Origin of the sequence: Metabacillus flavus (assembly GCF_018283675.1) — a bacterium.
GTDB classification, from domain to species: domain Bacteria; phylum Bacillota; class Bacilli; order Bacillales; family Bacillaceae; genus Metabacillus_B; species Metabacillus_B flavus.
The window spans coordinates 3,569,433-3,592,503 of the sequence record NZ_JAGVRK010000001.1 but is presented as its reverse complement, the minus strand read 5'-3'; the positions used below and the strand labels follow the sequence as shown (position 1 = coordinate 3,592,503).

The 23,071-nt window shown below is 44.6% G+C and carries 18 protein-coding genes; 12 read left to right on the top strand and 6 right to left on the bottom strand.

All coding sequences use genetic code 11. From position 1 onward, the window contains the following. Positions 1-17: 17 nt before the first annotated feature. The 3 genes from J9317_RS18375 to pstA all read left to right on the top strand — a co-directional run bounded on the left by J9317_RS18375 (position 18) and on the right by pstA (position 2,886). Entirely contained in the window at positions 18-869 is an 852-nt protein-coding gene (locus J9317_RS18375) for a phosphate ABC transporter substrate-binding protein (protein WP_211561324.1), read from the top strand. Between the two features lie 188 nt (positions 870-1,057). Further along, positions 1,058-1,984 carry a phosphate ABC transporter permease subunit PstC gene (gene pstC, locus J9317_RS18370; RefSeq protein ID WP_211561318.1) on the top strand — a complete coding sequence of 309 codons (927 nt, stop codon included), beginning with the start codon at positions 1,058-1,060 and terminating at the stop codon, positions 1,982-1,984. A 5-nt stretch (positions 1,985-1,989) separates the two neighbouring features. Beyond that, complete coding sequence (pstA, locus tag J9317_RS18365; protein WP_211562506.1) at positions 1,990-2,886, top strand: phosphate ABC transporter permease PstA; 897 nt, start codon at positions 1,990-1,992, stop codon at positions 2,884-2,886. 454 nt (positions 2,887-3,340) lie between these two features. On the opposite strand, the gene J9317_RS18360 is transcribed toward pstA, so the two are convergent. After that, positions 3,341-4,144 carry an accessory Sec system S-layer assembly protein gene (locus J9317_RS18360; RefSeq protein ID WP_211561316.1) on the bottom strand — a complete coding sequence of 268 codons (804 nt, stop codon included), beginning with the start codon at positions 4,142-4,144 and terminating at the stop codon, positions 3,341-3,343. Beyond that, positions 4,141-6,510, bottom strand: coding sequence for an accessory Sec system translocase SecA2 (secA2, locus tag J9317_RS18355; RefSeq protein WP_211561314.1), 2,370 nt, complete (start codon positions 6,508-6,510; stop codon positions 4,141-4,143). Before secA2 ends, J9317_RS18360 begins: the two co-directional genes overlap by 4 nt. A gap of 492 nt (positions 6,511-7,002) precedes the next feature. Here secA2 and J9317_RS18350 point away from each other — a divergent pair, with 492 nt between their 5' ends. From J9317_RS18350 to J9317_RS18310, 9 genes are all read left to right on the top strand, one after another. Beyond that, a complete protein-coding gene (locus J9317_RS18350) occupies positions 7,003-8,112 on the top strand; it encodes a DegT/DnrJ/EryC1/StrS family aminotransferase (protein WP_035404833.1) in 1,110 nt (369 codons plus the stop codon). A gap of 100 nt (positions 8,113-8,212) precedes the next feature. Then, complete coding sequence (locus J9317_RS18345) at positions 8,213-8,950, top strand: GumC domain-containing protein (RefSeq protein WP_211561312.1); 738 nt, start codon at positions 8,213-8,215, stop codon at positions 8,948-8,950. Next, entirely contained in the window at positions 8,943-9,974 is a 1,032-nt protein-coding gene (locus J9317_RS18340; protein ID WP_211561310.1) for a Gfo/Idh/MocA family protein, read from the top strand. The genes J9317_RS18345 and J9317_RS18340 overlap by 8 nt, the downstream gene beginning before the upstream one ends. Before the next feature lie 30 nt (positions 9,975-10,004). Continuing rightward, positions 10,005-11,324: a nucleotide sugar dehydrogenase gene (locus tag J9317_RS18335; protein WP_211561308.1), complete on the top strand. Its 1,320-nt coding sequence runs from the start codon at positions 10,005-10,007 to the stop codon at positions 11,322-11,324. A gap of 16 nt (positions 11,325-11,340) precedes the next feature. After that, positions 11,341-12,072: an acyltransferase gene (locus J9317_RS18330; protein WP_211561306.1), complete on the top strand. Its 732-nt coding sequence runs from the start codon at positions 11,341-11,343 to the stop codon at positions 12,070-12,072. A gap of 1 nt (position 12,073) precedes the next feature. After that, positions 12,074-13,507: an oligosaccharide flippase family protein gene (locus J9317_RS18325; protein WP_211561304.1), complete on the top strand. Its 1,434-nt coding sequence runs from the start codon at positions 12,074-12,076 to the stop codon at positions 13,505-13,507. Then, a complete protein-coding gene (gene wecB / locus J9317_RS18320; RefSeq protein WP_211561297.1) occupies positions 13,504-14,556 on the top strand; it encodes a non-hydrolyzing UDP-N-acetylglucosamine 2-epimerase in 1,053 nt (350 codons plus the stop codon). The genes J9317_RS18325 and wecB overlap by 4 nt, the downstream gene beginning before the upstream one ends. Before the next feature lie 60 nt (positions 14,557-14,616). Continuing rightward, the gene (locus tag J9317_RS18315; RefSeq protein WP_211561290.1) at positions 14,617-15,990 is read left to right on the top strand and encodes an oligosaccharide repeat unit polymerase; all 1,374 of its coding nucleotides are present in this window, start codon (positions 14,617-14,619) and stop codon (positions 15,988-15,990) included. Positions 15,991-16,108: 118 nt separating this feature from the next. Beyond that, a complete protein-coding gene (locus J9317_RS18310; protein WP_211561288.1) occupies positions 16,109-16,570 on the top strand; it encodes a hypothetical protein in 462 nt (153 codons plus the stop codon). Positions 16,571-17,149: 579 nt separating this feature from the next. Here the strand turns inward: J9317_RS18310 and J9317_RS18305 are convergent. The 4 genes from J9317_RS18305 to J9317_RS18290 all read right to left on the bottom strand — a co-directional run bounded on the left by J9317_RS18305 (position 17,150) and on the right by J9317_RS18290 (position 23,061). Next, positions 17,150-18,676 (bottom strand): SpoIID/LytB domain-containing protein, encoded by a 1,527-nt coding sequence (locus J9317_RS18305; RefSeq protein WP_211561286.1) that lies wholly within the window; start codon positions 18,674-18,676, stop codon positions 17,150-17,152. A gap of 4 nt (positions 18,677-18,680) precedes the next feature. Then, positions 18,681-19,316 (bottom strand): SH3 domain-containing protein, encoded by a 636-nt coding sequence (locus J9317_RS18300; protein ID WP_211561284.1) that lies wholly within the window; start codon positions 19,314-19,316, stop codon positions 18,681-18,683. A gap of 2 nt (positions 19,317-19,318) precedes the next feature. Beyond that, positions 19,319-21,757 (bottom strand): N-acetylmuramoyl-L-alanine amidase, encoded by a 2,439-nt coding sequence (locus J9317_RS18295; RefSeq protein ID WP_211561282.1) that lies wholly within the window; start codon positions 21,755-21,757, stop codon positions 19,319-19,321. A gap of 269 nt (positions 21,758-22,026) precedes the next feature. Then, complete coding sequence (locus tag J9317_RS18290; protein WP_211561280.1) at positions 22,027-23,061, bottom strand: LCP family protein; 1,035 nt, start codon at positions 23,059-23,061, stop codon at positions 22,027-22,029. Positions 23,062-23,071: the final 10 nt, after the last annotated feature.

Here is a 23,071-nt window from a genome sequence, read left to right as displayed (position 1 = left end):
ATCAGGAGATGATTAAAATGAATTTATTAAAACGTGTATCCACCCTTACTTTAGCGGCAGTCGTATCTGTAGGTTTTACTTTTGGAGCAACATCAGCAAATGCCGCATCTGCAAGCGGAAAGGTAGTTGTAGCTGGTTCGACAGCTCTTCTTCCACTTACTTCTCAAGGTGCAAAAGAATTCAAGAAATCAAATCCAAAAGTATCTGTATCTGTATCCGGTTCTTCTTCTATTGCAGGCCCTCAGTCTGTATCTAAAGGAAGTGCAACAATCGGTGCTTGTGACTGGGATGCAACGAAAGCTGTTCCTGGATTCAGCGCATTCAAAGGCTTGACTGCTTACAAAGTAGCAGTAATCCCATTTGCTACAATTGTTCACACATCTAATAAGGTTAAAAACCTTTCTACTTCTCAGCTTCAAGGGATTTTCTCTGGAAAATATACAAACTGGAAGCAAGTTGGCGGTAAAGATGCAGCAATCGTTGTTGTAAACCGCAAAACAGGTTCTGGTACTCGTGTAAACTATCAGGCAAAAGCTCTTAAAGGCAAAAGCTTCATGACAAAAGGAAACTACAAAGAGGTTGGTAAAAGCGGAGAAATGACAACTGCTGTTGGATCCAATCCTAATGCAATCGGTTATGTTGACCTTGCTTACGTAAAAGGAAACATTAAAGCACTTTCCTACAATGGCGTTGCTGCAACAACAACTAATGTAAAAAGCAAAAAGTACCCTGTTTACGGTGTAGGTTACTTCTTGACTAAAGGACCTGCAAAAGGTGCTAACGCTGCGTTCATTTCTTATATCCAAAGCTCTAAATTCCAAAACGGTTCTTTGAAAAAGCTTAAATTCCTTCCTTACAGAGGATTCTAATACCTGCTGACAAGGTTCAAAGATTCACTCATTGCTTTACAGGGCTTGCATGAGGTCTGCAGTGGTGTGCAGATTTCATGCGCTTATGTCCATCAGCTATTCCGGCTGAAAATTCTTTATCTCCCTTTCAAATAACAGAAGCCAGCTCTATTAGGGCTGGCTTTGCATAATCATGGAGGACCACCAAAATGGCGAAGATCGAACAGGATATCATGACGCCGCCTGCGGAAATTAGCGAAAAGGCCGTTATTAAAAAATCAAGTTATGCTAAAAACAGAGCGTTCTACGTTTACTCATTGGGCAGCGCGCTGTTACTCGGTGTTGTTTTATTCTCAATCATCTTATTCATCGGAAAAACAGGTCTGCAAGTATTTAATGACGTGTCTCCGACGGAATTTTTCTTTTCTTTCACATGGGATCCATACGCTGAAAAATACGGAGCCGCCGTTTTCATTCTCGGCACACTGTCTTTAACGGCATTAACCCTTGTATTTGCAGGACCTATCTCTCTGGCATTAGCAATCTTTACAGTAGAAGTGGCCCCGGACTGGCTTAAAAGAATACTCCGCCCTCTGCTCGATTTGCTTGTCGGAATTCCGTCAATCGTTTATGGATATCTTGGATTGACGATCCTTGTACCCTTCATCCGGAGTGCAACAGGTGCGTTAGTCGGAGATGGTCTTCTTGCAGCTGCCATTGTTCTTACCTTAATGGTACTTCCGACAATTACTAGAATCAGTGATGATGCGATTGCCGCGGTTCCGACCGAACTAAGAGAAGCGAGTTATGCGATGGGGAGCACGCGGTTGCAAACTATATTCCGCGTGATCCTGCCTGCAGCAAGCCCTGGTATTCTGACGGCCGTTATTCTTGGAATGGCAAGAGCGATTGGAGAAACGATGGCGGTTGTAATGGTCATCGGAAATACGGCACAGCTTCCGACGGATTTGTACACGCCGACAGCCGTATTAACGACTACGATCGTCAACCAGATTATTGATGTGGAATTTGGTTCTGCCTGGAACAATGCCCTTTATATGATGGCCTTCCTGTTGCTGATCATTTCAACTATCATGATTCTGATTATCCGCAGAATCAGAACGAAGGGGGCTTAATCATGATGAAGGAAAGAATTCAAATTCCGAAGAAAAAGTCCAGATACATGATGGACCGCTTGCTGACCGGCATTCTTTGGGGAGTCGCAGCTGTCATTGTCATAACCATCGCGGCACTGCTTTATACCATTTTAGCAAAGGGTCTTCCAATCCTAAGACCGGATTTCCTAGTGAACCTTCCTGATGAGATTCTCGCTGGGGGAGGAGTCGGACCCTTCCTATTCAACTCCATTTACGTGCTGATCATAGCGATGGCGATATCCTTGCCAATTGGAATAGGAGCCGGAATTTATCTTGCCGAATACGCACCTGCCAATCGAGTAACCGAGTTTATTCGAACGTGTGTTGAAAGCTTAGCCTCCGTTCCATCCATTGTCTTTGGCCTTTTTGGATACGTACTGTTCGTCGATATTTTTGACATCGGTTTAACCATTTTAGGAGCGGGAATCGCGCTGTCTCTATTAAATCTGCCGGTTATCACACGGGTAACAGAAGAATCGATTACATCCGTCCCGGCCGAGCTGCGTGAAGCGTCACTCGCTATGGGTGCAACGAAATCTACTACGATTGTAAAGGTAGTCATACCTGCTGCTCTTTCAGGTATCTTAACAGGAGTCAGTTTAGCAGCCTGCCGTGCTTTCGGAGAATCCGCCGTTATCCTGCTTGCTGGAGGAACCGGTACATCAGGTGCTATGTGGGACTTCAATCCGCTTTCCCAAGGGGGAACGCTTCCTGTCCACCTATGGTACGTTCAGTCCGAAGCACTTGTAGAAGATGCTGCTCAGATTGCTGACAAGTCCGCCGCTGTCCTCGTTCTCATCGTCCTTCTCATCAGCCTTATGATGAGGATTCCGATTTGGGTACGTGATTACAGTATGAGACAGAGACGGAAGGCGTCTTAATCTTTGAAACTCCAGAGCCTGGTTGGGCTTTGGAGTTTTTTGTTTGTTTACGGGGGTTGGAGGTGAGAGTAGCATGTTGTGTGGTGCCTGACCCGTACTCTGCTAAAGAACTGAAGCTCTGGCACCAACTTCGGAACCCCATACGGCACAAGGAGTTTCACGCTACTGTCTCCGTCCCCAGTTGCGTTAAAGAATGTGGGGACTGGCACGGTGCCAGTCCCGCTCATCTCTAATAAGCTAAAGCTTTGACACCGACTTCTCAATCCCTTGGTATACAAGGGATTGGGGAGCCGTGCCTGTGACCCCTTATGCGTTAAAGCACTGCGGGTCAGGCGCCTCCTGCCGAACTTTTCCGCTATCTCCAGCTTCCTAGCGACAGCACACCAATCTCAAACACCGACCTGAAAACAAAAAACAGGAACCCTCAAAAGGATTCCTGCTACCAGTCCAATACTCACCCCTGAGGCGGGTAAACGCGCCAGGTAGTGAAATCGGGATGTTCTTTTCTAATGATATCTTTCGGGAAGACGAAGCTCCAAGGTTTGCTTGTGTTGCCTTTGACTTCAAGGCCTTCCGTTTTAAACAGACCGTTTGCTACGATGTCGCCTGCAGCATCTTCAACGGCTAGAGGGATTTGCTCTAGTTTTACGTTATTCAGGCTGCCGTTCCGGATCAGCAGGGATATTTTTAAGTCGCCTGCCGGACTGAGGGCGGCCTCGAGTCCCATCATGTTCAGTTCGTTCGCTCCCATAGGCGGCAGGTCCAGCACCATTTGTTCAAGGCGCTTAGTCTGCTCGGGCGTGAGTCCTTCTCTCCAGGATGGATCGAGGTCAAGGACGTGTTCTTTTTTCTTTTTCAGCTCGAACGCAATTGTCCAGCTGCCGGACGGGATTTCTTTACCTTCCAGCAGGGTGTCCGTACCAAAAAGGAATCTCCATGGACGCGCTGTGTTGGGAGGAAGTTCACCGAAATGCTCCATATCGAATGTCTCGCGGGCAACAACTTTTTGATTTTCATCCAATAAAAGAAGCTGCAGCATTTCGAATTGGATCGGTTTGCTGACTGTACTTCTAATAAATGAAGTGATGGAAAAGAAATCGTCGTATGCTTCAAGCTTCAGACCTGAGATAGAGAGCTGGCTCTCTTCAAGCGGATCAAGCTGAAGAAGGTGATATTGATAAACGTAATATTCCTGCTTGCTTACCTCCCAGGAAGGGTGAAAGGAAAGGACGGTTTGGTCCGCTGTGCTGGTTGTCATGATTGAATTCCCTCCATTTCCTGAGTGTTAGGCAGGATGAATTGGATTTTTGCAAATAAAGCATGGCGGTATTCCTTCAGCATTTCCTCAAAGGAATGATGCGACTCAAGCTGGAACAGGCGATACGGATCCTCTTGTCCATATGAGCGGAGGTGTATGCCTTCCTTCAGCTCATCCATTACATCAAGATGGGCAATCCATGCCTGATCGAGCAGGGAGAGAGAGAAGCTTCTTGCTTGCTGGGCAATGTTTTCCTCTTCATCGACTTTGCTTAGTCCTAATAGATACGCATTTACATCTTTTTCAAGCATGTCCTCTATGTCTTCACGTTCTCTTCCTGCCAGCGAGGCTGCATCAGTGGAAAGAGGGAAGATGGATTGAAGCTTCATGTAAAGAGCAGAGCTATCCCATTCTTCAGGCGTCTTATTAGGAGGGCACAGCTCATCCAGCGTCTCCTGGTAAACGGTTCTGAACTGCTCGATTAAGGAAGAGGCAAGCTCCTCGCTATCAAGCAAGGTGTTTCGAATCCCGTAAATTGCCTTTCGCTGCTGATCCAGGTGGTCTTCAAGCTTCAGCAAATGAACGCGTCCTGAGAAATGCTGATTTTCAATGGTTTCCTGTACTTTATCCATAAACTTGCGCGGATCAGGGCTTATGACAAGACCGTTTTCATCAGCCTTCATCTTCTTAAGCCACTTTTCCAGTTCTTCATCATCGTACTGATTCAAAAGGTCATCCTCGAGTGACACAATAAACTGAGAGGAACCCGGGTCTCCCTGACGGCCGGCACGTCCGCGGAGCTGCATATCTACACGCTCGCTTTCATGTCGTTCTGTTCCGATAATGTGAAGTCCGCCGAGCTTGGCAACTCCCTCACCGAGCAGGATATCTGTTCCGCGGCCGGCCATGTTCGTTGAAATCGTGACCTGTCCTTGCTGTCCTGCCATAGCAATCAGTTTAGCTTCCTGTTCTTCTGTTTTGGCATTAAGCAGCTGGTGAGTGACCTTTGCCTTCTTTAAGTAGGCGGAAAGCATTTCGGATTGGTGAATGGAAGTTGTTCCAATAAGCACAGGCCGTCCTGATTCGCTTATAACCTTAACTTCATCAGCGATCCTTTTGTATTTTTGGTTTAGTGTCTGATAGATAAGATCCGGCTCGTCCTTACGGCGTTTTGGACGGTTGGTCGGAATTTCAACAACGTCCAGATAGTAGATATCCATAAACTCTTTTTGGGCAGGAATTGCACTTCCAGTCATTCCAGAAAGAATGGAATACATTCTGAAATAGTTCTGAACGGTAACCGTTGCCTGGGTTACGTTCTCTTCATTAATTTCAAGACCTTCTTTTGCTTCAATTGCCTGATGAAGTCCGTGGCTCAAGTTTCGGCCGTCCATTACACGTCCGGTGAAGGCATCAACAAGCTCGATTTTTCCTTCCTTAACAATGTAATCCACATCGCGGCGAAGGATAAATTCAGCCTGCAGGGACTGATTTATATAATGGAAGAGAACCTGATGATCGGATGAATAAAGGTTATCGATTCCAAACGTCTTTTCAATGCGTTCAATCCCTTTCTCCGTTAAATGAACCTGGCGGGAAGGGAGGTCAACTTCAATTTCTTCGCCTTTTTTAAAGGACTTAACGATCATGGAAGTAATTTCAAAAAGCTCGATAGAAGCACCTGATTTATTAGCGATGATCAGCGGTGTCCGTGCTTCATCAATCAAAATGCTGTCAATCTCATCGAGAATGGCAAAGGCTTGTCCTCTTTGAACTTTTTCGGAAGGCTGGTTGACCATGTGATCACGAAGGTAATCGAATCCAAATTCATTGCCTGTTCCGTACGTAATGTCACACAGGTAAGCCTGCTTCTTTTCTTCTGTATCCATTTCAGACAGATTTAAGCCAACTTCAAGACCGAGAAATCGGTGGATTTGTCCAATCAGTTCAAAGTCGCGCTTCGCAAGGTATTCGTTTGAGGTAATGACGTGAACACCTTTTCCGTGAAGAGCGAAAAGAAAGCTTGGGAGAGAGGCAACCAGGGTTTTCCCTTCACCTGTCTGCATTTGTGAGATGTTTCCTTCTGATAGCACGAGTCCGCCGATTAGCTGAACATCATAGTGGCGCTGTTTTATCGTACGTTTAGCCGCTTCTCTGACCAAAGCAAATGCATGGGGACGGATATCTTCCATCGATTTACCGTTCTGGAGGGATTCTTTGAGGGCGGAGGTTTTCATTCGCAGCTGCTCATCGGTCAGCCCTTTATATGTATCTTCAAGGGCATTGATTTTCTCTACTATTTTATGAAGCTTCTTTATTTGATTTTTTGATTTGAGCTCCATGTACTTTTCATAAATAATTGACATCTTAGACGCGCTCCCACTTTGAAGTTTCCTTTCAGACTGTGTTGTCTGAGGGTCGATTTTTCTCCTGCATATACGTGCAGTTTATCGATTCTCTTCCTATTAAACATGCACATTATATCATAATCCCTGAAATTCTTTGGATTTATTTGAAAAAAATGCATTGGAAAGGTTTTCAACCCTGCTATGAACTGTTTTAATTTCAGGGCACATGTGATATTGTGTACTAGGTGGAAATTTATCTATTTGACAAAGGGAGAAAAAGGTCGTTTCTGCCGGCAAAAATGCCTGACAGGAGTAAGCAGAATGAAACAAGGTCATGTTAAACATAATACAGCTTTAACAATTGTATGACGTTCGACGCTCTGTGACAAAAACCTGCTCCATTATGCTAAAATGAGAAAGTATGAAAAAAACAGACCGTCCCTGATTGCTGGTATTTAAGCAGTTATCGCCGGTACTGAAAATTAGATGATGCTAAGGAGAAGATACTGTATGAAAGTGCCTATGTTAGATCTTTCCGAACAATATTCCAATTTGCGGGACGAAATGCTGAAAGCACTGGATGACGTGATGACATCTACACGTTTTATCCTGGGAAGCAATGTGAAAAAATTGGAGACTGACGTAGCTGAATTCAGTAACGTACCATATGCAGTAGGCGTAGCCAACGGCAGTGACGCTATACATATTTCTTTGCAGGCATGCGGCGTAACGGCTGGTGATGAAGTAATCACGACTCCGTTTACGTTTTTCGCAACAGCTGGGGCCATTGCCCGCTGCGGAGCAACGCCTGTATTCGTTGATATTGATCCGGTAACCTTCAATATTAACCCGGAGCTGATTGAAGAGAAAATCACTCCTAAAACAAAAGCGATTATCCCTGTTCACCTATACGGACAAATGGCTGAAATGGACCGCATTATGGAAATTGCGGACAAGCACGGCATTTTTGTTGTAGAAGATGCAGCTCAGGCAATCGGTGCCACTTATAAAGGAAAGCACACAGGGGAGTATGGCCATACGGCTACATACAGCTTCTTCCCGACGAAAAACCTTGGTGCTTACGGCGATGCGGGTATGATCGTAACGAAGCATGAGGACCTTGCTGAAAAAATGAGCGTCATCCGCGTTCACGGAAGCAAGCCGAAATATTACCACCACGTGCTGGGATATAACAGCCGCCTTGATGAAATGCAGGCTGCTGTATTGAACGTTAAATTCCCTCATTTGAATGAGTGGAGCGAAAAGCGCCGTGCACGTGCAGATATCTACACAGCACTTCTAAAGAACAAGCTTCAAGATAAAGTCGTTACACCAATCGAGGTAAGCGACCGCCATCACGTGTTCCACCAATACACAATCCGTGTTGACCGCCGTGATGAGCTTCAAGCGTACTTGAAAGAGCAAGGCGTGGCAACGATGATCTACTATCCGCTGCCATTGAATGTTCAGCCTGTATTCGCAGAGCTTGGCTACAAAGAAGGAGACTTCCCTGAGTCCGATAAGGCTGCCAGAGAAGCGATTTCCCTTCCAATGTTCCCAGAGCTTACCGAAGAACAGCAAACTTATGTAGTTGAGTGCATCGAAAAATTTTATAACTAAAACGCTATAAGTCGCCTTTTACCGGGAAATCCTACCGGTAAAAGGGGCTTGTTTGTTTGTTTAGGCTAACTGCATTTACTATCTCACAAGGAGTTAACGCATGGAAAAACGTGACTATCTATACGAGTACTTAATGTATTTTTGGAAAAAGAAATGGCTCATTATCGGCATTCCGGTTGCAGTTGCGATTCTTGCTTATGGATTATCTATTGCGGTGAGCAAGGGGTATGAAGGGAATTCGAACTTCTTTACCGCTACCTTGAAATCAGATTATCTAACGGATCCAGAGCTTCTTGAATCGGTTTATCAGGAAAAATACGGTAAAAAGCTAAAGATTGAAGTTTTGGGACAATCCAAAGTGGAATTTTCCGTAAAGGGCAAGGATAAAGCTTCAGTGGAAAACCTGTTGAACAAAGCATCTGCAGAGTATATTGGAGAATTAAAGAATGAATATAACTCGCGTTTAGATTTGACTGAGAACAAATTAGCAGCCTATGAGGACCGCCTTAAATCCGTTGAGAAGTCATACGGGGTAATGTCCGACAAGCTGCAAACGGACTTTGAAAATTTGAATAGCGAAGAGCTGACTACCCTTTCTGATGCCATTGCTAAAGAAGAAAAGCTGATCTCTGACTACGATGATTCAATACAGGGTATGAAAACCGATATCCTGCAATTTGAGAAACCTTTAATGCAAAGCAAAGAAGTAGCAAAACAAGACAACAATGCAAAAGCTAACGCAATCGTCGGTTTTATTTTAGGCTTGTTTTTAACATTACTAGGCCTGATGCTGTCGAAATATATAGGTGATGCAAGGAGAGCGGAGATTCATGGTTAATTTTGCAGTAGTAGGAATGGGTTTTATTGCGAAAAAACATATCCAGGCGATTGAGGATGCAGCCGGAGCGAACCTGATTGCGGTTTGTGATACAAATCCGGATCGCCTTGCTGAATACGAAGGCAAAGTAAACACGTATACCGATCTTGAGCAAATGCTGAAGGAGCAGGACGGCTTGGATGTCGTAAACATTTGTACTCCATCCGGACTGCATGAGCCGCTTGCGTCACTTGTGGCTGCTTACAGAAAGCATATTGTCGTTGAAAAGCCAATGGCTCTAAAGGATGATGACAGCGAGAAAATCATGGAAGCAGCAGCGAAAAACGGTGTGAAGCTTTCCGTTGTCCATCCTAACCGTTTCCGTCCGGCAATCCGCAAGCTGCGCGAGCAAATGGATGCAGGCAAGTTCGGTAAATTCAGCCATGCTAACGCAACAGTAAGATGGAACCGCGGTCAGGAGTATTATGATCAGGCTCCATGGCGCGGAACAAAGAAATTTGACGGCGGCGTTCTGATGAACCAGGCGATTCATAATCTTGATTTGCTTCTATGGTTCATGGGACCTGTGAAAAGTGTACAGGCTATGGCTACTACACGTTTCCGCAAAATTGAAACAGAAGACTTGGCTGTCAGTGTGGTAGAGTTTGAATCTGGAGCTCTTGGAGTCATTGAAGCAGCTACAACGATTTACCCGAAGAACCTTGAAGAATCATTGGCGATATTTGGAGAGACAGGCAGCGCCAAAATCAGCGGGCGCAATGCGAACTTTATTGAGACGTGGGATTTTGAAGGGGAAACGGATGAAGACCGTGAATCCGCTATGAAGGAAATTGAAGCGGATCCGTTTGGCAAGCCGGGACATCAGTGGATCATTGAGGATATGGCGGCAGCGGTTAAGGAAGACCGTGACCCAATCGTCACTGGCCTTGACGGACATGCACCGATTCAGCTGATCAATGCGATTTTAGAGTCTGCCGAAACTGGCAAAAAAGTGTTTCTTTCAAAACCAGCAGTAACGAAATAAGAGTGAGATATTTTAAGGAGATGAACGACTATGGGAGCTCATATTGATGAGTTGCTTTCGAAAATAGAATCAAAAAATGCAACGATTGGTGTCGTTGGATTAGGTTATGTAGGACTTCCGCTTGCGGTTGAAAAAGCGAAAGCCGGCTATAAAGTGATCGGCTTTGATGTACAGCAATCCCGCGTTGACATGGTTAACGACGGTAACAACTACATCGGTGACGTTGTAAACGAAGACCTTAAGGAAATCATTGCAAACGGCCTTCTTGAAGCGACAACAGACTACTCAAGAATTCAGGATGTAGATGCAGTGGCAATCTGTGTTCCAACACCGCTTGACCACCATCAGCAGCCGGATACTTCTTATGTAGAAAGCTCTTCTAACGCAATTGCAAATTTTGCACACAAAGGAATGCTTGTTGTTCTTGAATCAACAACCTACCCTGGAACAACAGAAGAAATCGTTGTCCCTGCTTTTGAAAACAAAGGCTATGTAATTGGAGAAGATATTTTCGTAGCTTACTCTCCAGAGCGTGTGGATCCGGGTAACAAAGAATTTAAAACGAAAAATACACCTAAAGTAGTTGGCGGAATTACAGCGAACTGTACGAAAGTGGCTTCTTCTCTTTACCGTCACGTTCTTGAAGGGGAAGTATTCGAAGTTTCCAGTCCGGCTGTTGCCGAAATGGAGAAAATCTTTGAAAACACGTTCCGCCACATCAATATCGCTCTTGCGAATGAAATGGCGATCCTTTGCGAGCGTATGGGCATTGATGTATGGGAAGTGATTGATGCAGCAAAAACGAAGCCTTACGGATTTATGGCATTCTATCCAGGACCGGGTCTTGGCGGACACTGTATTCCAATCGATCCATTCTACCTGACTTGGAAAGCACGTGAATACAACTACCACACTCGTCTAATCGAGCTTGCTGGCGAGATCAACAACGCAATGCCTGAGCACGTAGTAGAGCGCAGCATGCGCCTCTTGAACAGAGACGGAAAAGCAATGCGCGGTGCAAAAATAACCGTTCTTGGTGTAGCATACAAAAAAGATATCGACGATGTTCGTGAATCTCCAGTTCTTCACATCCTAAACTCTTTATTTGAAGAGGGTGCTGATGTAAGAGTCGTGGATCCATTCGTTACTTCTTTCAAGCTTCGCGGAGGAGTAGTAGAAACGGTTCCAATGACGGAAGGATTGCTTGAAGAGTCTGATCTGGTTCTTCTGACTACCGATCACAGCACGTTTGATTATGAAATGATCGGAAAACACAGCCGTTCCCTATTTGACACGCGTAATGCGATGAAACATGTAGAGAACAAGCCTGCTAACTATACAAAACTGTAAGAGGGAGCGTTGTTCGATGAATGTAATCAACAACTCGGTGAAATTGGATGATTCCGTTGTACTTGGCCACTTTAATGTGATTGAGGAAGGCGTTCTGATTGGGAAAAATGTTTCCATTGGAAACCACGTGACCATTTACGCAGGAACGGTTGTTGGAGACGGCGTACGCATTGCTGATGGGGCAGTGATCGGCAAGCAGCCGACTCCGGGGAAAACAAGCACAGTCAAACTAACTAGCGCCATGGCACCGCTTGAACTAGGCGACAATGTCACGATTGGAAGCAATGCAGTTCTTTACGCGGGTGCGAAAATCGGCCATTCCACGCTGGTTGCGGACCTGGCAAGTGTTCGTGAAAATGTAGAAATCGGAGATGAATGCATCGTCGGCCGCGGCGTAACCGTTGAGAACCACGTCAAAATCGGCCGCCGTGTGAAAATTCAATCGAACTCATACATCACAGCTTATACAGAGCTAGAAGACTTTGTCTTCATCGCACCATGTGTCACCACAACGAACGACAACTTCATGGGACGCACAGAAGAGCGCTTTGACAAAATCAAAGGCGCAACCGTTAAAAAAGGAGCCCGCGTAGGCGGTGCCTCCATCATCCTGCCAGGCATCACAGTCGCAGAAGAAACCTTCGTCGCGGCCGGCGCTCTTGTCACAAAAGACACAGAAGCCGAAACCGTCGTCAAAGGAATCCCTGCAAAATTCCTCAGACCGGTAGATAAGAGGGAGCTGCTGTAACTTGCTAAAGCAACTCAAGCGTTTTGGAGGGGATTCCCTCCTTTATGCTTTAATGAATGTTGGAACGAAGCTGATTGCCTTTTTAATGCTTCCCATTTATACATCTTTTCTCGGAGACACCGAATATGGAGTTTTTGAAAATATCGATTCTATAACCAATTTAATGACGTTTTTGGTTATATTCGGTACGGATTCTGCTCTTGCTTTTTATTTTTTTGAAAAGAAGCATGCTGGCAGAAAAATGGATTACGTAAGAAATGTTCTCTTATTCCGTTTTGCGGTTGCTTTTATTTTATATTTGCTATCTGTTGTTTTAGGTTCTCAGGTATCGATGCTTGTCGCACAAGCACCGGGCTATGAAAAAACAGTCCAGCTCGCTTTCATTGTTCTTTTACTGGAAGCGCTGATTACCTTGGTATTGACCTACTTTAGATTTGAGTTTTTGACATGGCGGGTTGTCATTGCAACTGTAGCCCGTTTGGGAATGGTCGCGCTCTTCTCCTATCTGTTTCTTAAATATTGGGAACAGGAAGTAGATATGATTATGTTTGGGAGAATAGCAGCTGCAAGCATCATTATTGTATTTCTGCTCCCGCATTTTAAAAATCTTATCACATTTAAATTTGATAAGAAGTTAATGAAGGAAATCTTAATTTATGCAGCTCCTTTAGTACCGGCTTCTTTATCCTTTTGGCTTATTGCTTCAGCCAACCGCCTTATTCTGACAGCATTTGACGGCCCTGGAGCTGCTGGACTTTTTGGAGCCGCAGTAAAGTTTGCAACCGTTATAACGCTATTGACATCAGGAGTTCAAATGGCTTGGAGGCCATACTCAATGTCAATTAAGGATAAACCGGATGCAAAGAAATTGTTTGGCAGTGTGTATGTATTGATTTTTGCAATTGGAATGTTTGGGCTTATGGGAATCGCTACCTTTATTCCTGCTATCTTTAAATTGATGGTGCAAAATAAAGTATTCCATCCGGCAAGTGTTTATGTCCCACTTTTAAGCTTGGGAACATTCCTTAACTTTTATTACCTGATTATCTCTGTAGGCCTTTTCATAAAAAAAGAAACGAAACCAATTTCAATTCAATTTGGTATAGCAGCCATTATTAGCTTAATACTAAACGTAGTGTTAATCCCGGCTATGGGATTATGGGGTGCAGCACTTGCCATCACTTTATCGTACGGCTACGCATGTGCTGCCATTTTTATTAGAAGCCAAAAGACATATCATGTCCCAACACCGGTAGGCAAACTGATTTTCATGTTCATCACAAGCATCCTTTCCATTGCAGCGGTCCAATACATATTGGATTTCTCAGACTTAAGTGTTTGGCTTGTACTTGTGCCTTGGGCATTTTTCTTGCTTACAAACGGCGGAGTTTTACTGACTCTGCGTAAAAAGGGAAGAACGGAGGAAGCAGCTTGAAGGTTGTAACAATTATCGGGGCGAGACCTCAATTTATTAAAGCAGCTCCTGTATCCAGAGAGCTTCGCAAATCCTTTGACGAAATTATTGTCCATACGGGACAGCATTATGATAAAAACATGTCAGACATCTTTTTCGATGAGCTGAATATTCCGAAGCCGGATTATCATCTGAACGTAGGTTCGAGCTCTCACGGAAAACAAACAGGTGAAATGCTAGCGAAAATTGAAGAGGTATTAGTAAAGGAAGAACCTGCTTACGTTCTTGTTTACGGTGATACGAATTCAACGTTAGCTGGTGCACTTGCTGCATCCAAAATGCATATTCCGGTTATCCATATTGAAGCGGGTCTTCGCTCTTTCAATAAAAAGATGCCGGAGGAAGTAAACCGCATCATGACCGATCATGTGTCTGAGTACCTGTTCTGCCCGACAGATACAGCAATTCAGAACCTGAAAAACGAGAATGTTACACATAACGTATTCAACGTTGGTGATGTGATGTATGACGCCGTTATGTACAATCAAAAGCTTGCAGCGGATTCCAAGATCCTTGAACAGCACAGCTTAGAGAGCAAAGGCTATCATCTTGTTACTCTGCACCGTGCAGAGAATACAGACTTCCCGGAGAAAATGCAAAACATTCTGGAAGCGTTCAAACAAATTGACAAGACGCTTGTCTGGCCAATCCACCCTCGTACAAAGCATAAGCTTGAGGGCTACGGCATTAATCTTGAAGAAGTACCGAACCTTAAAGTGATTGAGCCGGTTGGGTACCTTGATATGCTTCGTCTAGAAAGTGAAGCAGAGAAAATTCTTACAGACTCAGGTGGAGTGCAGAAGGAAGCATACTTCCTGCAAATCCCTTGTGTGACACTGCGAGAAGAAACAGAGTGGATTGAAACGGTTCAGAACAAAGGAAATATCCTAGTAGGTTCTGATACGGAGAAGATTTTGGAAGCAGTCAACAGCGTGTACACATCAGCTTATGAGCCTGCTTTTGGCGACGGAGACAGTGCAAAGCATTTGGTCGACCACCTCAAGAAGTAAATTTAGAGCGGGCATCGTGGTGCCCGCTTATCTTTTAAACAAAGGAGTTACGGTCGTATTATGGTTTATTTCTTGATTTGGGCTGCGGTACTGGTTCTATCGTTTATACTGTTTAGAAAAGTATCAGGCTCCATGTCCCTCTTAACCCCAAACTTAATATCCATTACCTTTTATTATTCGCTGCTCGCCTCCACCTTTATAGGCTCTTTGCTGATTGTGCTCAATATTGATGAGCATTATATGATTGAGCTGCTATCCGATGATTATTTCCGCTATCAGGGATTTTTCTTCATCTGCTTCATTATGGTTGCCATGCCGCTCACGATGTTCTTGGTGAGCAAGCTTGCATCCTTTGATGGGCAAAAAGAGTTCAGGAGCTATATGGAGGCCCCGGTGTACCGCGAGGAAAATGGCAGCCAAATGTTTTACCTGTATGCGTTTTTCACGATGCTTTCTATGGGAGCCATTGGGTATACGATCCTGAAAATTGACACGATTCCTTTGCTGGAGCTATTAAAGGGTTCTGATAATCTTGACCAGCTACGAATTTCAGCTTCCCACGGGTTCGGGGGCAGCACGGTTATCCGCAACATTTTTGGCGTTGCGCTGGCACCGATCCTGTCGATGATCACATTCATTTATTTTATTCAGCGGAAACAGTATCGGTGGTTTGTCTTATTTGCTTTAACAACCGGTGGAGCACTGTTCCTGTCGGTTTACGATTTATCCAAAGCACCGATTTTCTTCTACATGATCATGGTGCTCCTCCTATTGATTTATCTGAAAATCATCAAATTGACGTGGTTCCGTTTAGCGGTACTCGCCGGGCTTGGAGCCGTTCTCCTAGTTGTCATGTATGTATTTATCCAGGGGGTAACGGATCCGTCGAGCTTCCTATCGTATAACAGGGGACCAATCGGCCGGATATTGCTGTCCCAGGTTGCACCGTTTTACTTGCACCTTGATTTGTTTACTGACCGACTAGATCTATTAAATGGACGAAGCCTTCCTTCATCATTGATTGGGCTTTATGATATGGAACAAATCCGCTCAGCAAGATTAGCAATGGAAGTCTTCTATCCGCAGCGGGTAGAAGAAGGAACGGCAGGGGTTTTGAATACACTGTTCGCAGCAGAAGCTTATGCAAACTTTGGCTATGCTGGGGTCATCATTGGAACGATTTACGTTGGATTTGTCATTCAGCTTGTCTATATGATCTTTATCCGTCTTCCAAAAAACCCGCTGTTTCTAGCTTTGTTCGTTTTCTTTACGGTCAACATTCCGCGGGTCGTCATTGGCGGATTTGCTGATTTCCTTTTGAACACATTATGGGTATCCGTACTAATCATTCTGCTGACCCCATATGTGCTGCTTTTACTATTCCGGATGATTTCGAAACACCGTAAAAACAGGCTGGACGAGCAGCCTTCCTGATTGTAAAGGGACCTTCCATTGGGAGGTCCCTTTACATAATTTTAACAATAGTTGACCTAGTTCTTTTGTACCGTCCGCTCTATAATAGAGATATCATATGTTAAAAGGACGGAATCAGATGAAAAAGCAATGGATCCTAAGCGTATGGATAATCCTATCCATCGTTCTCATGGCAGCATGCCAAGACCCCGAAGCCAATGCAAAGGAAGAAATGGCAGCCGCAGCGGAGACAGTTAAAAAAGTATATATGGATGCTCAAAAAGACGATATGAACAAGTTTTACGAGCATTTCAGCAAATCAGGAATCAGTAAGGATGACATGGAAATCAGCAAAATAATGTTTTCCGATAAAGTGACCCAAGTCGGAGGGATTGAAAAATTCACCTTTACTCCGATTGAAAAAAGTAAGCTGAAGGAAAAAGCAGCCAATATGCTGAAAGAAGAATACAAAGAGGACTGGACCGTCGTGCTTGAAGAATCAAAAATAGGCGGAACCTACTTTTGGATTCTTCAGAAGGATGGAGACCGGTACTATGTGATCAACGGAGACGAGTCTCCGAAAGAGGATATTTTGAAATAGTGAAGTGAGAATCCCTGCCGGTGTGCGGGGGTTTTTTGTTTTGTAAATGGCGGAGAGAGCGGTGTAAGCAGTTTTTGGTGCCAGTCCCGCTGTGCTTTAAAGCAAGTGGGGAAGGAGAGTGAGATCTCTGAGCCCTTGTGCTGCAAGGGTTTGTGGATAAGGGTGCCGGAGCTTTAGTCTGGTAGAGAGCAGCGGGTCAGGCACGGTGCCAGTCCCGCGATGCTTCACCGTAACTGGGGACAGAGGCATGGAACTATAGCGCCTTATGTACCAAGGGTTTGGGAAGAAGGTGCCAGAGCTTTAGTTCGCTAATAGAGTGCGGGTCAGGCGCCGCCATCGCCGGTGCGCTGGTTTTTTGTTTTAAAAGGGCAGGGTAGCATTGCACTGACCCCCACCACAGTAACGCAGCGGGGGAAAGAGGAAGAATCGCCACAAGTGCTGGGGGGCAAGGCCTGGTGAGGAGCGGGGACGGAGGTTTAGTGCTTTAGCGAAACGGGGGTCAGTGCAAACACACCGCCACCACCACCAACCCAAATAAAAAAACAGCCCCAAATTACCAGGACTGTTCTCTCCCACCTATTATTTCCCCACAACGGTACCAGGGAAGTAATGCTGGACGATTGCTTCTGCTTTGAAGCCTTTTTGGGCGAAGCCGTTGGCGCCGTATTGGCTCATGCCGATGCGGTGTCCCCAGCCTTTGCCGTTGATGGCGATGGTGGCAGGATCGGATTCTTGCGTGACTTCACCGGAAGCAGTTTGAATGCTCACCTGTGCTCCCTGGACTGTGGATGTTGTCCCATCAGCTGCCATTACAGTGCTGCCTGTTACGGAAAATTGCTGCTGAACGGCGGAGCCGGTGCCTTTAACCGTAAAAGACTTGACTGGATTCATCGTGAACCAGTTGGAGCGCAGCTGGTTGTAATATTTGGCGACTGGGAAAAGCGAACGAATCTCGCCTTCTTTTCCGCTGATTGTTTTACTGCCGGCAGAGGTCGTTATCGTTACTTGGCCAATCTCTCCATTTTGACCAGTTGGTATGGCTTTAATATCATAAAGAACGGTTGTCTCTGGATTGAATCCGAATTTCCCCAAAATCGTTGAGGAGCGGAAGGTGTCCGTCCAATTGCTGTGGATGGATGATTCGTAAGGATCCGTTACGCTTTTAAGATAAGGGAAGGTTGTTTGGCTGGATCCCCAGACATCCCATGCATTGGCCGTTTGTCCGCCGCTCGTCGAATAGAAGAACGTTTGAACGGGCTTGCCGTTATGCTTCGCCATGACACCGGCTGTTGCGGTGACAGCTGCGTTTGAGCGTGGATCCTCTTTTGTGTAGCCATTATAGACTTGGCTTTTCGCCGTATTGGAGAGGCCCATGCTGTTTACGGCATAGCTCCGTGCTACGATTGCCTGTGCTTTAAGGGCTTCAGGATGCCAGCTTGCCGGCATTTCATTCGGAACAACGCCTTTCAGGTAGTCTTCAAGGCTTAATAGATTGTATAGTGCTGATAAATTGCCGTCCGCTTTTGCTTCGAAGCTCCCCCGGTATTGCAGGGTGCCGTATTTGAATAAGGACAATCCTGCTGGTGCGGACTCTGCAATGGACGATTTAGAAGATACCCAGCCTCTAGTTCCGTTGGAAAGCTGGACATTGAACCAAATTGCTCCAGAGCTGGTGATTTCAGAAATGTATTCTGCCGCTTCAATTTTCTTCATCGTCCGTATCGATTCTGAAGTGTCCACTGCGCTCTTTCTGACTTCTGTAGGGCTTGTGAATCTTACAATTTTTCCAGGAGGACTCGCAATCTCTGAAACTTTGAAGCCTGCACCTGCTGAATAAGAGTCTGATCCAGCCGTTAGCTTAGCCGTACCATTATTCGCTGATAGAGTTACGGCCACGGAGGGCACTAATAGCGTTTTTTCCCTGGAGGTCAGGTTTTCCATTTCAAAAAGTCCGTTGAGCTGAACTTGAAGAGATGATGCTTTTTTCAGCTGTACTTTTGTTTCGGTTGCATAGGTTTGTTTTTCGTAGGCTTGTCCGGATGGATTAAATCCGAAGAGGAGGGCTGCCGTCAGCAGCGCCCCTCCAATTAGTTTCTTTTTATTCATGGCGTTATTTCACCTCGCCGGATTGCTGCTTGACCCATCCTTTAATACCGTTTGAAAGCTGAACGTTGATCCAAATTTCATTTGTGGAGCGGTTTTTATAGGCATTCACGTACTTAAGAGTTTGTCCCTGAGAGACAGAACCTACTTTTTTATAGCCGGTAACAGATGCTCCGCTGTATACAGCTCCAGGAGTTTTGACAATAAAGGATGCTGGTTTGGCGACAGGATCGGCGCTTACTTCTGTTGCAGGAATCCATCCGGTTTTGCCAGTACTGTATTCGACTTTGTAATACTTTCCGTCCTCAGAAGTTATTTCTTGAGACACGTTCAGTATCTGTGAAACAGGAACACTGGCAAGTACTCTGTAATGCTCCATCGCACCGGAGTGGACGTCAGCGATCACAGATTTAACATAAACTTTTGAAGGCAGTGCAGGATTGGTATTCATTTGCTTCAGAGTTTGTATTTCTCTCTCAAGATTAGCTACCCGGCTGTTAATCGGTGTCAGCTGGGATGTAACCCATTCTACGCTTGCCAGTACAAGATTGCTGCTTGCTTGTGAGGTGGCAAGGGGAGTAAGAATACTTCCTGCAATAATTCCAGTGCCAAAAACCAAGGCAATTTTCATTTTTTTCATCATGATTAGTTGCCCCCATTAAAGTAGTCTTCTATACCATTGTAGATGCCTTGTGCTGCTTTTCTTCTTACGGCATCAGAACGCAGCATCGTTTCTTCTGTAGGATTAGAGATAAAAGCCAGCTCCACTAAAGCACTGGGAATTTCATTTTCTCTAATAACCGCAAAGCCGGCTTCTTTCACTCCCCGGTTTGTTGTATTGAGTTGATTAACCAGCTCTCTTTGAATATTCGTAGAGAGCGTTTTGCTCTTTTGTCCATTAGGGTTGGTGGCAACGTTAAAATAGGTTTCTGTACCTTTGGCACTGCGGTTTACGTTTGAATTGGCATGAATACTTAGAAAAATATCTGAACTTGAGTTATTGGAAAGTTCAGATCGGTCATCAAGGGAAGGATAAACGTCTGTTGTTCTTGTGTAAATGACATTCGCTCCATTTGCTTTCAGAATGTCCCCTAGGTATCTGGTGACAGCAAGCGTCACATCCTTTTCATACAGTCGGGTTGGACCTACTGCACCAGAATCGCTTCCTCCATGACCTGCATCCAGGACTATGGTTTTTCCGGCAACCCCTACTTCATGGATCAGAAGCTGAAAACGGTCTTTTTTATCATGAATGGTAATGGAATAGCCAGCTTTTGGTGTTACTTTTATTGCCCCATCGATTTGGGTGATGGTTACTCCTTCTACATTTGCATCGGGAATCCTTAGTGCAAGGCCTTTTGTGCTGATGTAAGCTGTACGGTCGGAAAGGAAGTCAAAATTAACTTTGACCGATTCAGATTTTAACCAGGACAACTCTGTGCTTGTTCCTATAGGTGTTACCCGTGGAATCAAGATATTTGCTGGAGGTGTTGCTGCAGTGCTTGCTGCCGGAATCCAGCCGCGCACACCTTTAGATGTTTCAACGTTGTACCAGCCCTTCAGCTCCCGAAGCAGAACAAGCGAGTCACCTGATTGAACGGAAGCTACAGCTTTTTGGGAGGAAGATGCTGACCACCGTACGCTGTCGGAAGCCTTCGCATAAACAAAGTTCCGGTCGGTGAGAGATTTATAGACTTCCCATTGCGGTATCCAGCCTTTTCTTCCGCTGGATGTTTGAATGTTCAGCCATGTTTCCCCGTTGGCGTTTATAATTTGCGATAGAAGGGTAACTTTAGATCCATACGAAGGCTTTTCAGTCACAGTGTACCTGAATTCTGCGCCTCTTCTTAATTCTGCTTTGTATGTACCGATGTACATGCTTGTATTAAGATATACGGCTTTCTCGGTTAAAAGGGAGGCGGAAACCCATCCGAAGCTGCTGCTGCCGAGCTGGACTCTGTACCATTTTTCACCGTTGCTATTGGTGAATTGATCCACCACTTTTATTGCGGTTCCTTTTGTTAAAGTACTGAGTTTTCGATAATCGGTTGACGCACCAGAGCGGACATTGGCTTCAGATACCTGTACATAGAAAGTGCCGTTAATGGTCTGAGATGTGGAGGTATGGGCGCTGTTCACCCAGCCATATTTTCCGGTCTGATATTCAACCTGGTACCATTTTTCATTTGCTTTGTTTGTAAATTCACTCTTAATCTCTAATTCTTCATTCATAGGAGCCTCGTAAACCTTGCGTTCAGCAGAATCCGCTGAACGGTGAATGCTCGTTGGATTTAACTTTGCATAAACCGTTTTTTGAATGGCAGAAGGTTTAGCCTGGTAAGAGTAAGTCAGTGTTTCTGCTTTCGTCCAGCCTTTTGTTCCGTTTGAAAGCTCAACTCCGTAATAAGGCTCGGAGGCTGAGTTAATATAGAAATCCGTAATTTTTATGGATTCATTTTGCTTTAAGGTGTACAGCAGTCTGTAATTTGAAGCTGCACCGCTTCGAATTTCCTGGGTACTGCTTGTATTGTAGGCGGAAAAGGGTTGTGGTTTAAACATGATTTGATCGGAATGAATCCATCCTGACCAGTCAGAGGATTTAACTTGATACCAAATTTCCTGCTCCTTATTTACAAAACTGCTTGAGATTTCAACCATCGTATTTTTTCCCGGTTCTGCAGACACAGTTGATGAGCTTTCTGCACTGCGATGAACCGCGGCATCATCACTTGCGATGAATCCGTAAGGTACAGGCTTGTCCAGTTCTTTTACCTGGGATTCCATTACCCATCCGGTTGTTCCTTCATGATTGATTCGAAGCCAAGTTTCATTTGCTGCATTTGTGAATTCATTTAAAACAGCTACAGATTCAGCTGAAGAGATGGTCTTGGTAATTTTGTAATCCTTTTCTGCACCCCAGTGCATAGCCGTGCTTCCAGAAACCGTTACTCCTGTATAAGGATATTCAGCTGCAGATGCAGTACCTGGCTGAATAGGCAATGTTGCCAAAACGCTAAGACAGACGAACGAACTAACCAATTTATTTCGTTTGATTGGTATTCCCTCCCGTGAGTATTTTCCCAAAAAAATAACCTCTGAATTGGTATCAGAGGCTATTTTTGTCTTTATTTTAACAAAAAGGTCACAATGTGTCTGTATAATTTCGCACATTTTTACAAATTGTTAAAGTTTTTGTCTTTATTTGTTAAGAAATTTACCTTATAATTTATTGTTTTATTTTTTATAGAATAATAAGGAAAAAAATTATGATAAAAGAATCTTTATTTGGTTAGGTCTAAATAACTACTATATTGAAATAGAAAAGGCCTCCTAAAAATGGAGGCCTTGGAAAATTAGTTTTCGCTATCCAAATCTTCTTCTGCAAGAGGATTTTCGTTCTGTTCCTCACGGATGCTTACCTTTTTGTGTTCCAGATGTGCCTGAAGCTCTTCTTTAACGAGATCCAGTTTTTCTTCGATTGGCTTATAGTAATAGCCGCTGTTCAGGTTTAAATCCTCGCCTTCAATTTTCAGCTGATCAATCTTTTCAGTTGAAAATCCGCTGTAGGATTGCTGGAAGCCCATTGCTTCTGAAATGCGAAGATTGGTTTCCACATTTTCTGAAATTTGATTGGCGATGTCATCCACCTTCAAAATATTTTGAGGGGTGGTTGCTTTTTTGATGATGGCGGTAATGATTTCCTTTTGTCTGTCATTCCGTCCGAAGTCTCCGCGCGGATCGCGTTTTCTCATCCTTGCATAGGCAAGGGCTTCTTCTCCATCAAGAGTCTGCTTACCCTCTTTAAAGTAGATGCGTTTGTTGGTTACATCACTTTTTTCGTAAAAATCGAATGGAACGTTCACTTCAACCCCGCCAAGCTCGTCAATGACCTTTTTGAAGGCTTTAAAGTTTACCGTTGCATAATAATCGATCGGAATATCGAGGAAATCTTCGACCGTTTGGACCGTCAGCTCTTTTCCTCCATATGAATAAGAATGGGTGATCTTCGTTTCGCCGTGACCTTCTACATCTACGAGTGTATCACGGGGAATACTCAGCATTTTCATCGATTTTTCCTTCGGATTCAGCGTCATGACGATCAGTGTATCGCTTCGTCCGCCTTCACCGCCGGTTGAGTAATCTTCAACACCCATAATGAGAATGGAAACCGGATCTTTAGCAAGTTCAACCGCTGATTCCCTTAATGCGGATTTATCTCCCCGTTCAAGGCTTTCGTAAGACCGGTCCGCTGCCTGCCATGCTGATACGAACATGAAGGCGAAATACCCGCCTGCGATTAACAGCAGGAGCAGTAAAAAAAACATGATTCGCTTAAAAACCGATTTCTTCTTTTTCTTCTTTCTGACTACGCGTCTATATTCAGCCATACAATCTTCT

What these genes read in the sequence shown, in the direction of transcription:
- J9317_RS18345 (WP_211561312.1), top strand. Translation starts at nt 8,213, where the DNA reads ATGGAAAAACGTGACTATCTATACGAGTACTTAATGTATTTTTGGAAA.
- J9317_RS18340 (WP_211561310.1), top strand. Translation starts at nt 8,943, where the DNA reads ATGGTTAATTTTGCAGTAGTAGGAATGGGTTTTATTGCGAAAAAACAT.
- J9317_RS18310 (WP_211561288.1), top strand. Translation starts at nt 16,109, where the DNA reads ATGAAAAAGCAATGGATCCTAAGCGTATGGATAATCCTATCCATCGTT.
- J9317_RS18290 (WP_211561280.1), bottom strand. Translation starts at nt 23,061, where the DNA reads ATGGCTGAATATAGACGCGTAGTCAGAAAGAAGAAAAAGAAGAAATCG.
- J9317_RS18315 (WP_211561290.1), top strand. Translation starts at nt 14,617, where the DNA reads ATGGTTTATTTCTTGATTTGGGCTGCGGTACTGGTTCTATCGTTTATA.
- pstA (WP_211562506.1), top strand. Translation starts at nt 1,990, where the DNA reads ATGAAGGAAAGAATTCAAATTCCGAAGAAAAAGTCCAGATACATGATG.
- J9317_RS18335 (WP_211561308.1), top strand. Translation starts at nt 10,005, where the DNA reads ATGGGAGCTCATATTGATGAGTTGCTTTCGAAAATAGAATCAAAAAAT.
- pstC (WP_211561318.1), top strand. Translation starts at nt 1,058, where the DNA reads ATGGCGAAGATCGAACAGGATATCATGACGCCGCCTGCGGAAATTAGC.
- J9317_RS18330 (WP_211561306.1), top strand. Translation starts at nt 11,341, where the DNA reads ATGAATGTAATCAACAACTCGGTGAAATTGGATGATTCCGTTGTACTT.
- J9317_RS18305 (WP_211561286.1), bottom strand. Translation starts at nt 18,676, where the DNA reads ATGAATAAAAAGAAACTAATTGGAGGGGCGCTGCTGACGGCAGCCCTC.
- J9317_RS18300 (WP_211561284.1), bottom strand. Translation starts at nt 19,316, where the DNA reads ATGATGAAAAAAATGAAAATTGCCTTGGTTTTTGGCACTGGAATTATT.
- J9317_RS18360 (WP_211561316.1), bottom strand. Translation starts at nt 4,144, where the DNA reads ATGACAACCAGCACAGCGGACCAAACCGTCCTTTCCTTTCACCCTTCC.
- J9317_RS18350 (WP_035404833.1), top strand. Translation starts at nt 7,003, where the DNA reads ATGAAAGTGCCTATGTTAGATCTTTCCGAACAATATTCCAATTTGCGG.
- secA2 (WP_211561314.1), bottom strand. Translation starts at nt 6,510, where the DNA reads ATGTCAATTATTTATGAAAAGTACATGGAGCTCAAATCAAAAAATCAA.
- J9317_RS18375 (WP_211561324.1), top strand. Translation starts at nt 18, where the DNA reads ATGAATTTATTAAAACGTGTATCCACCCTTACTTTAGCGGCAGTCGTA.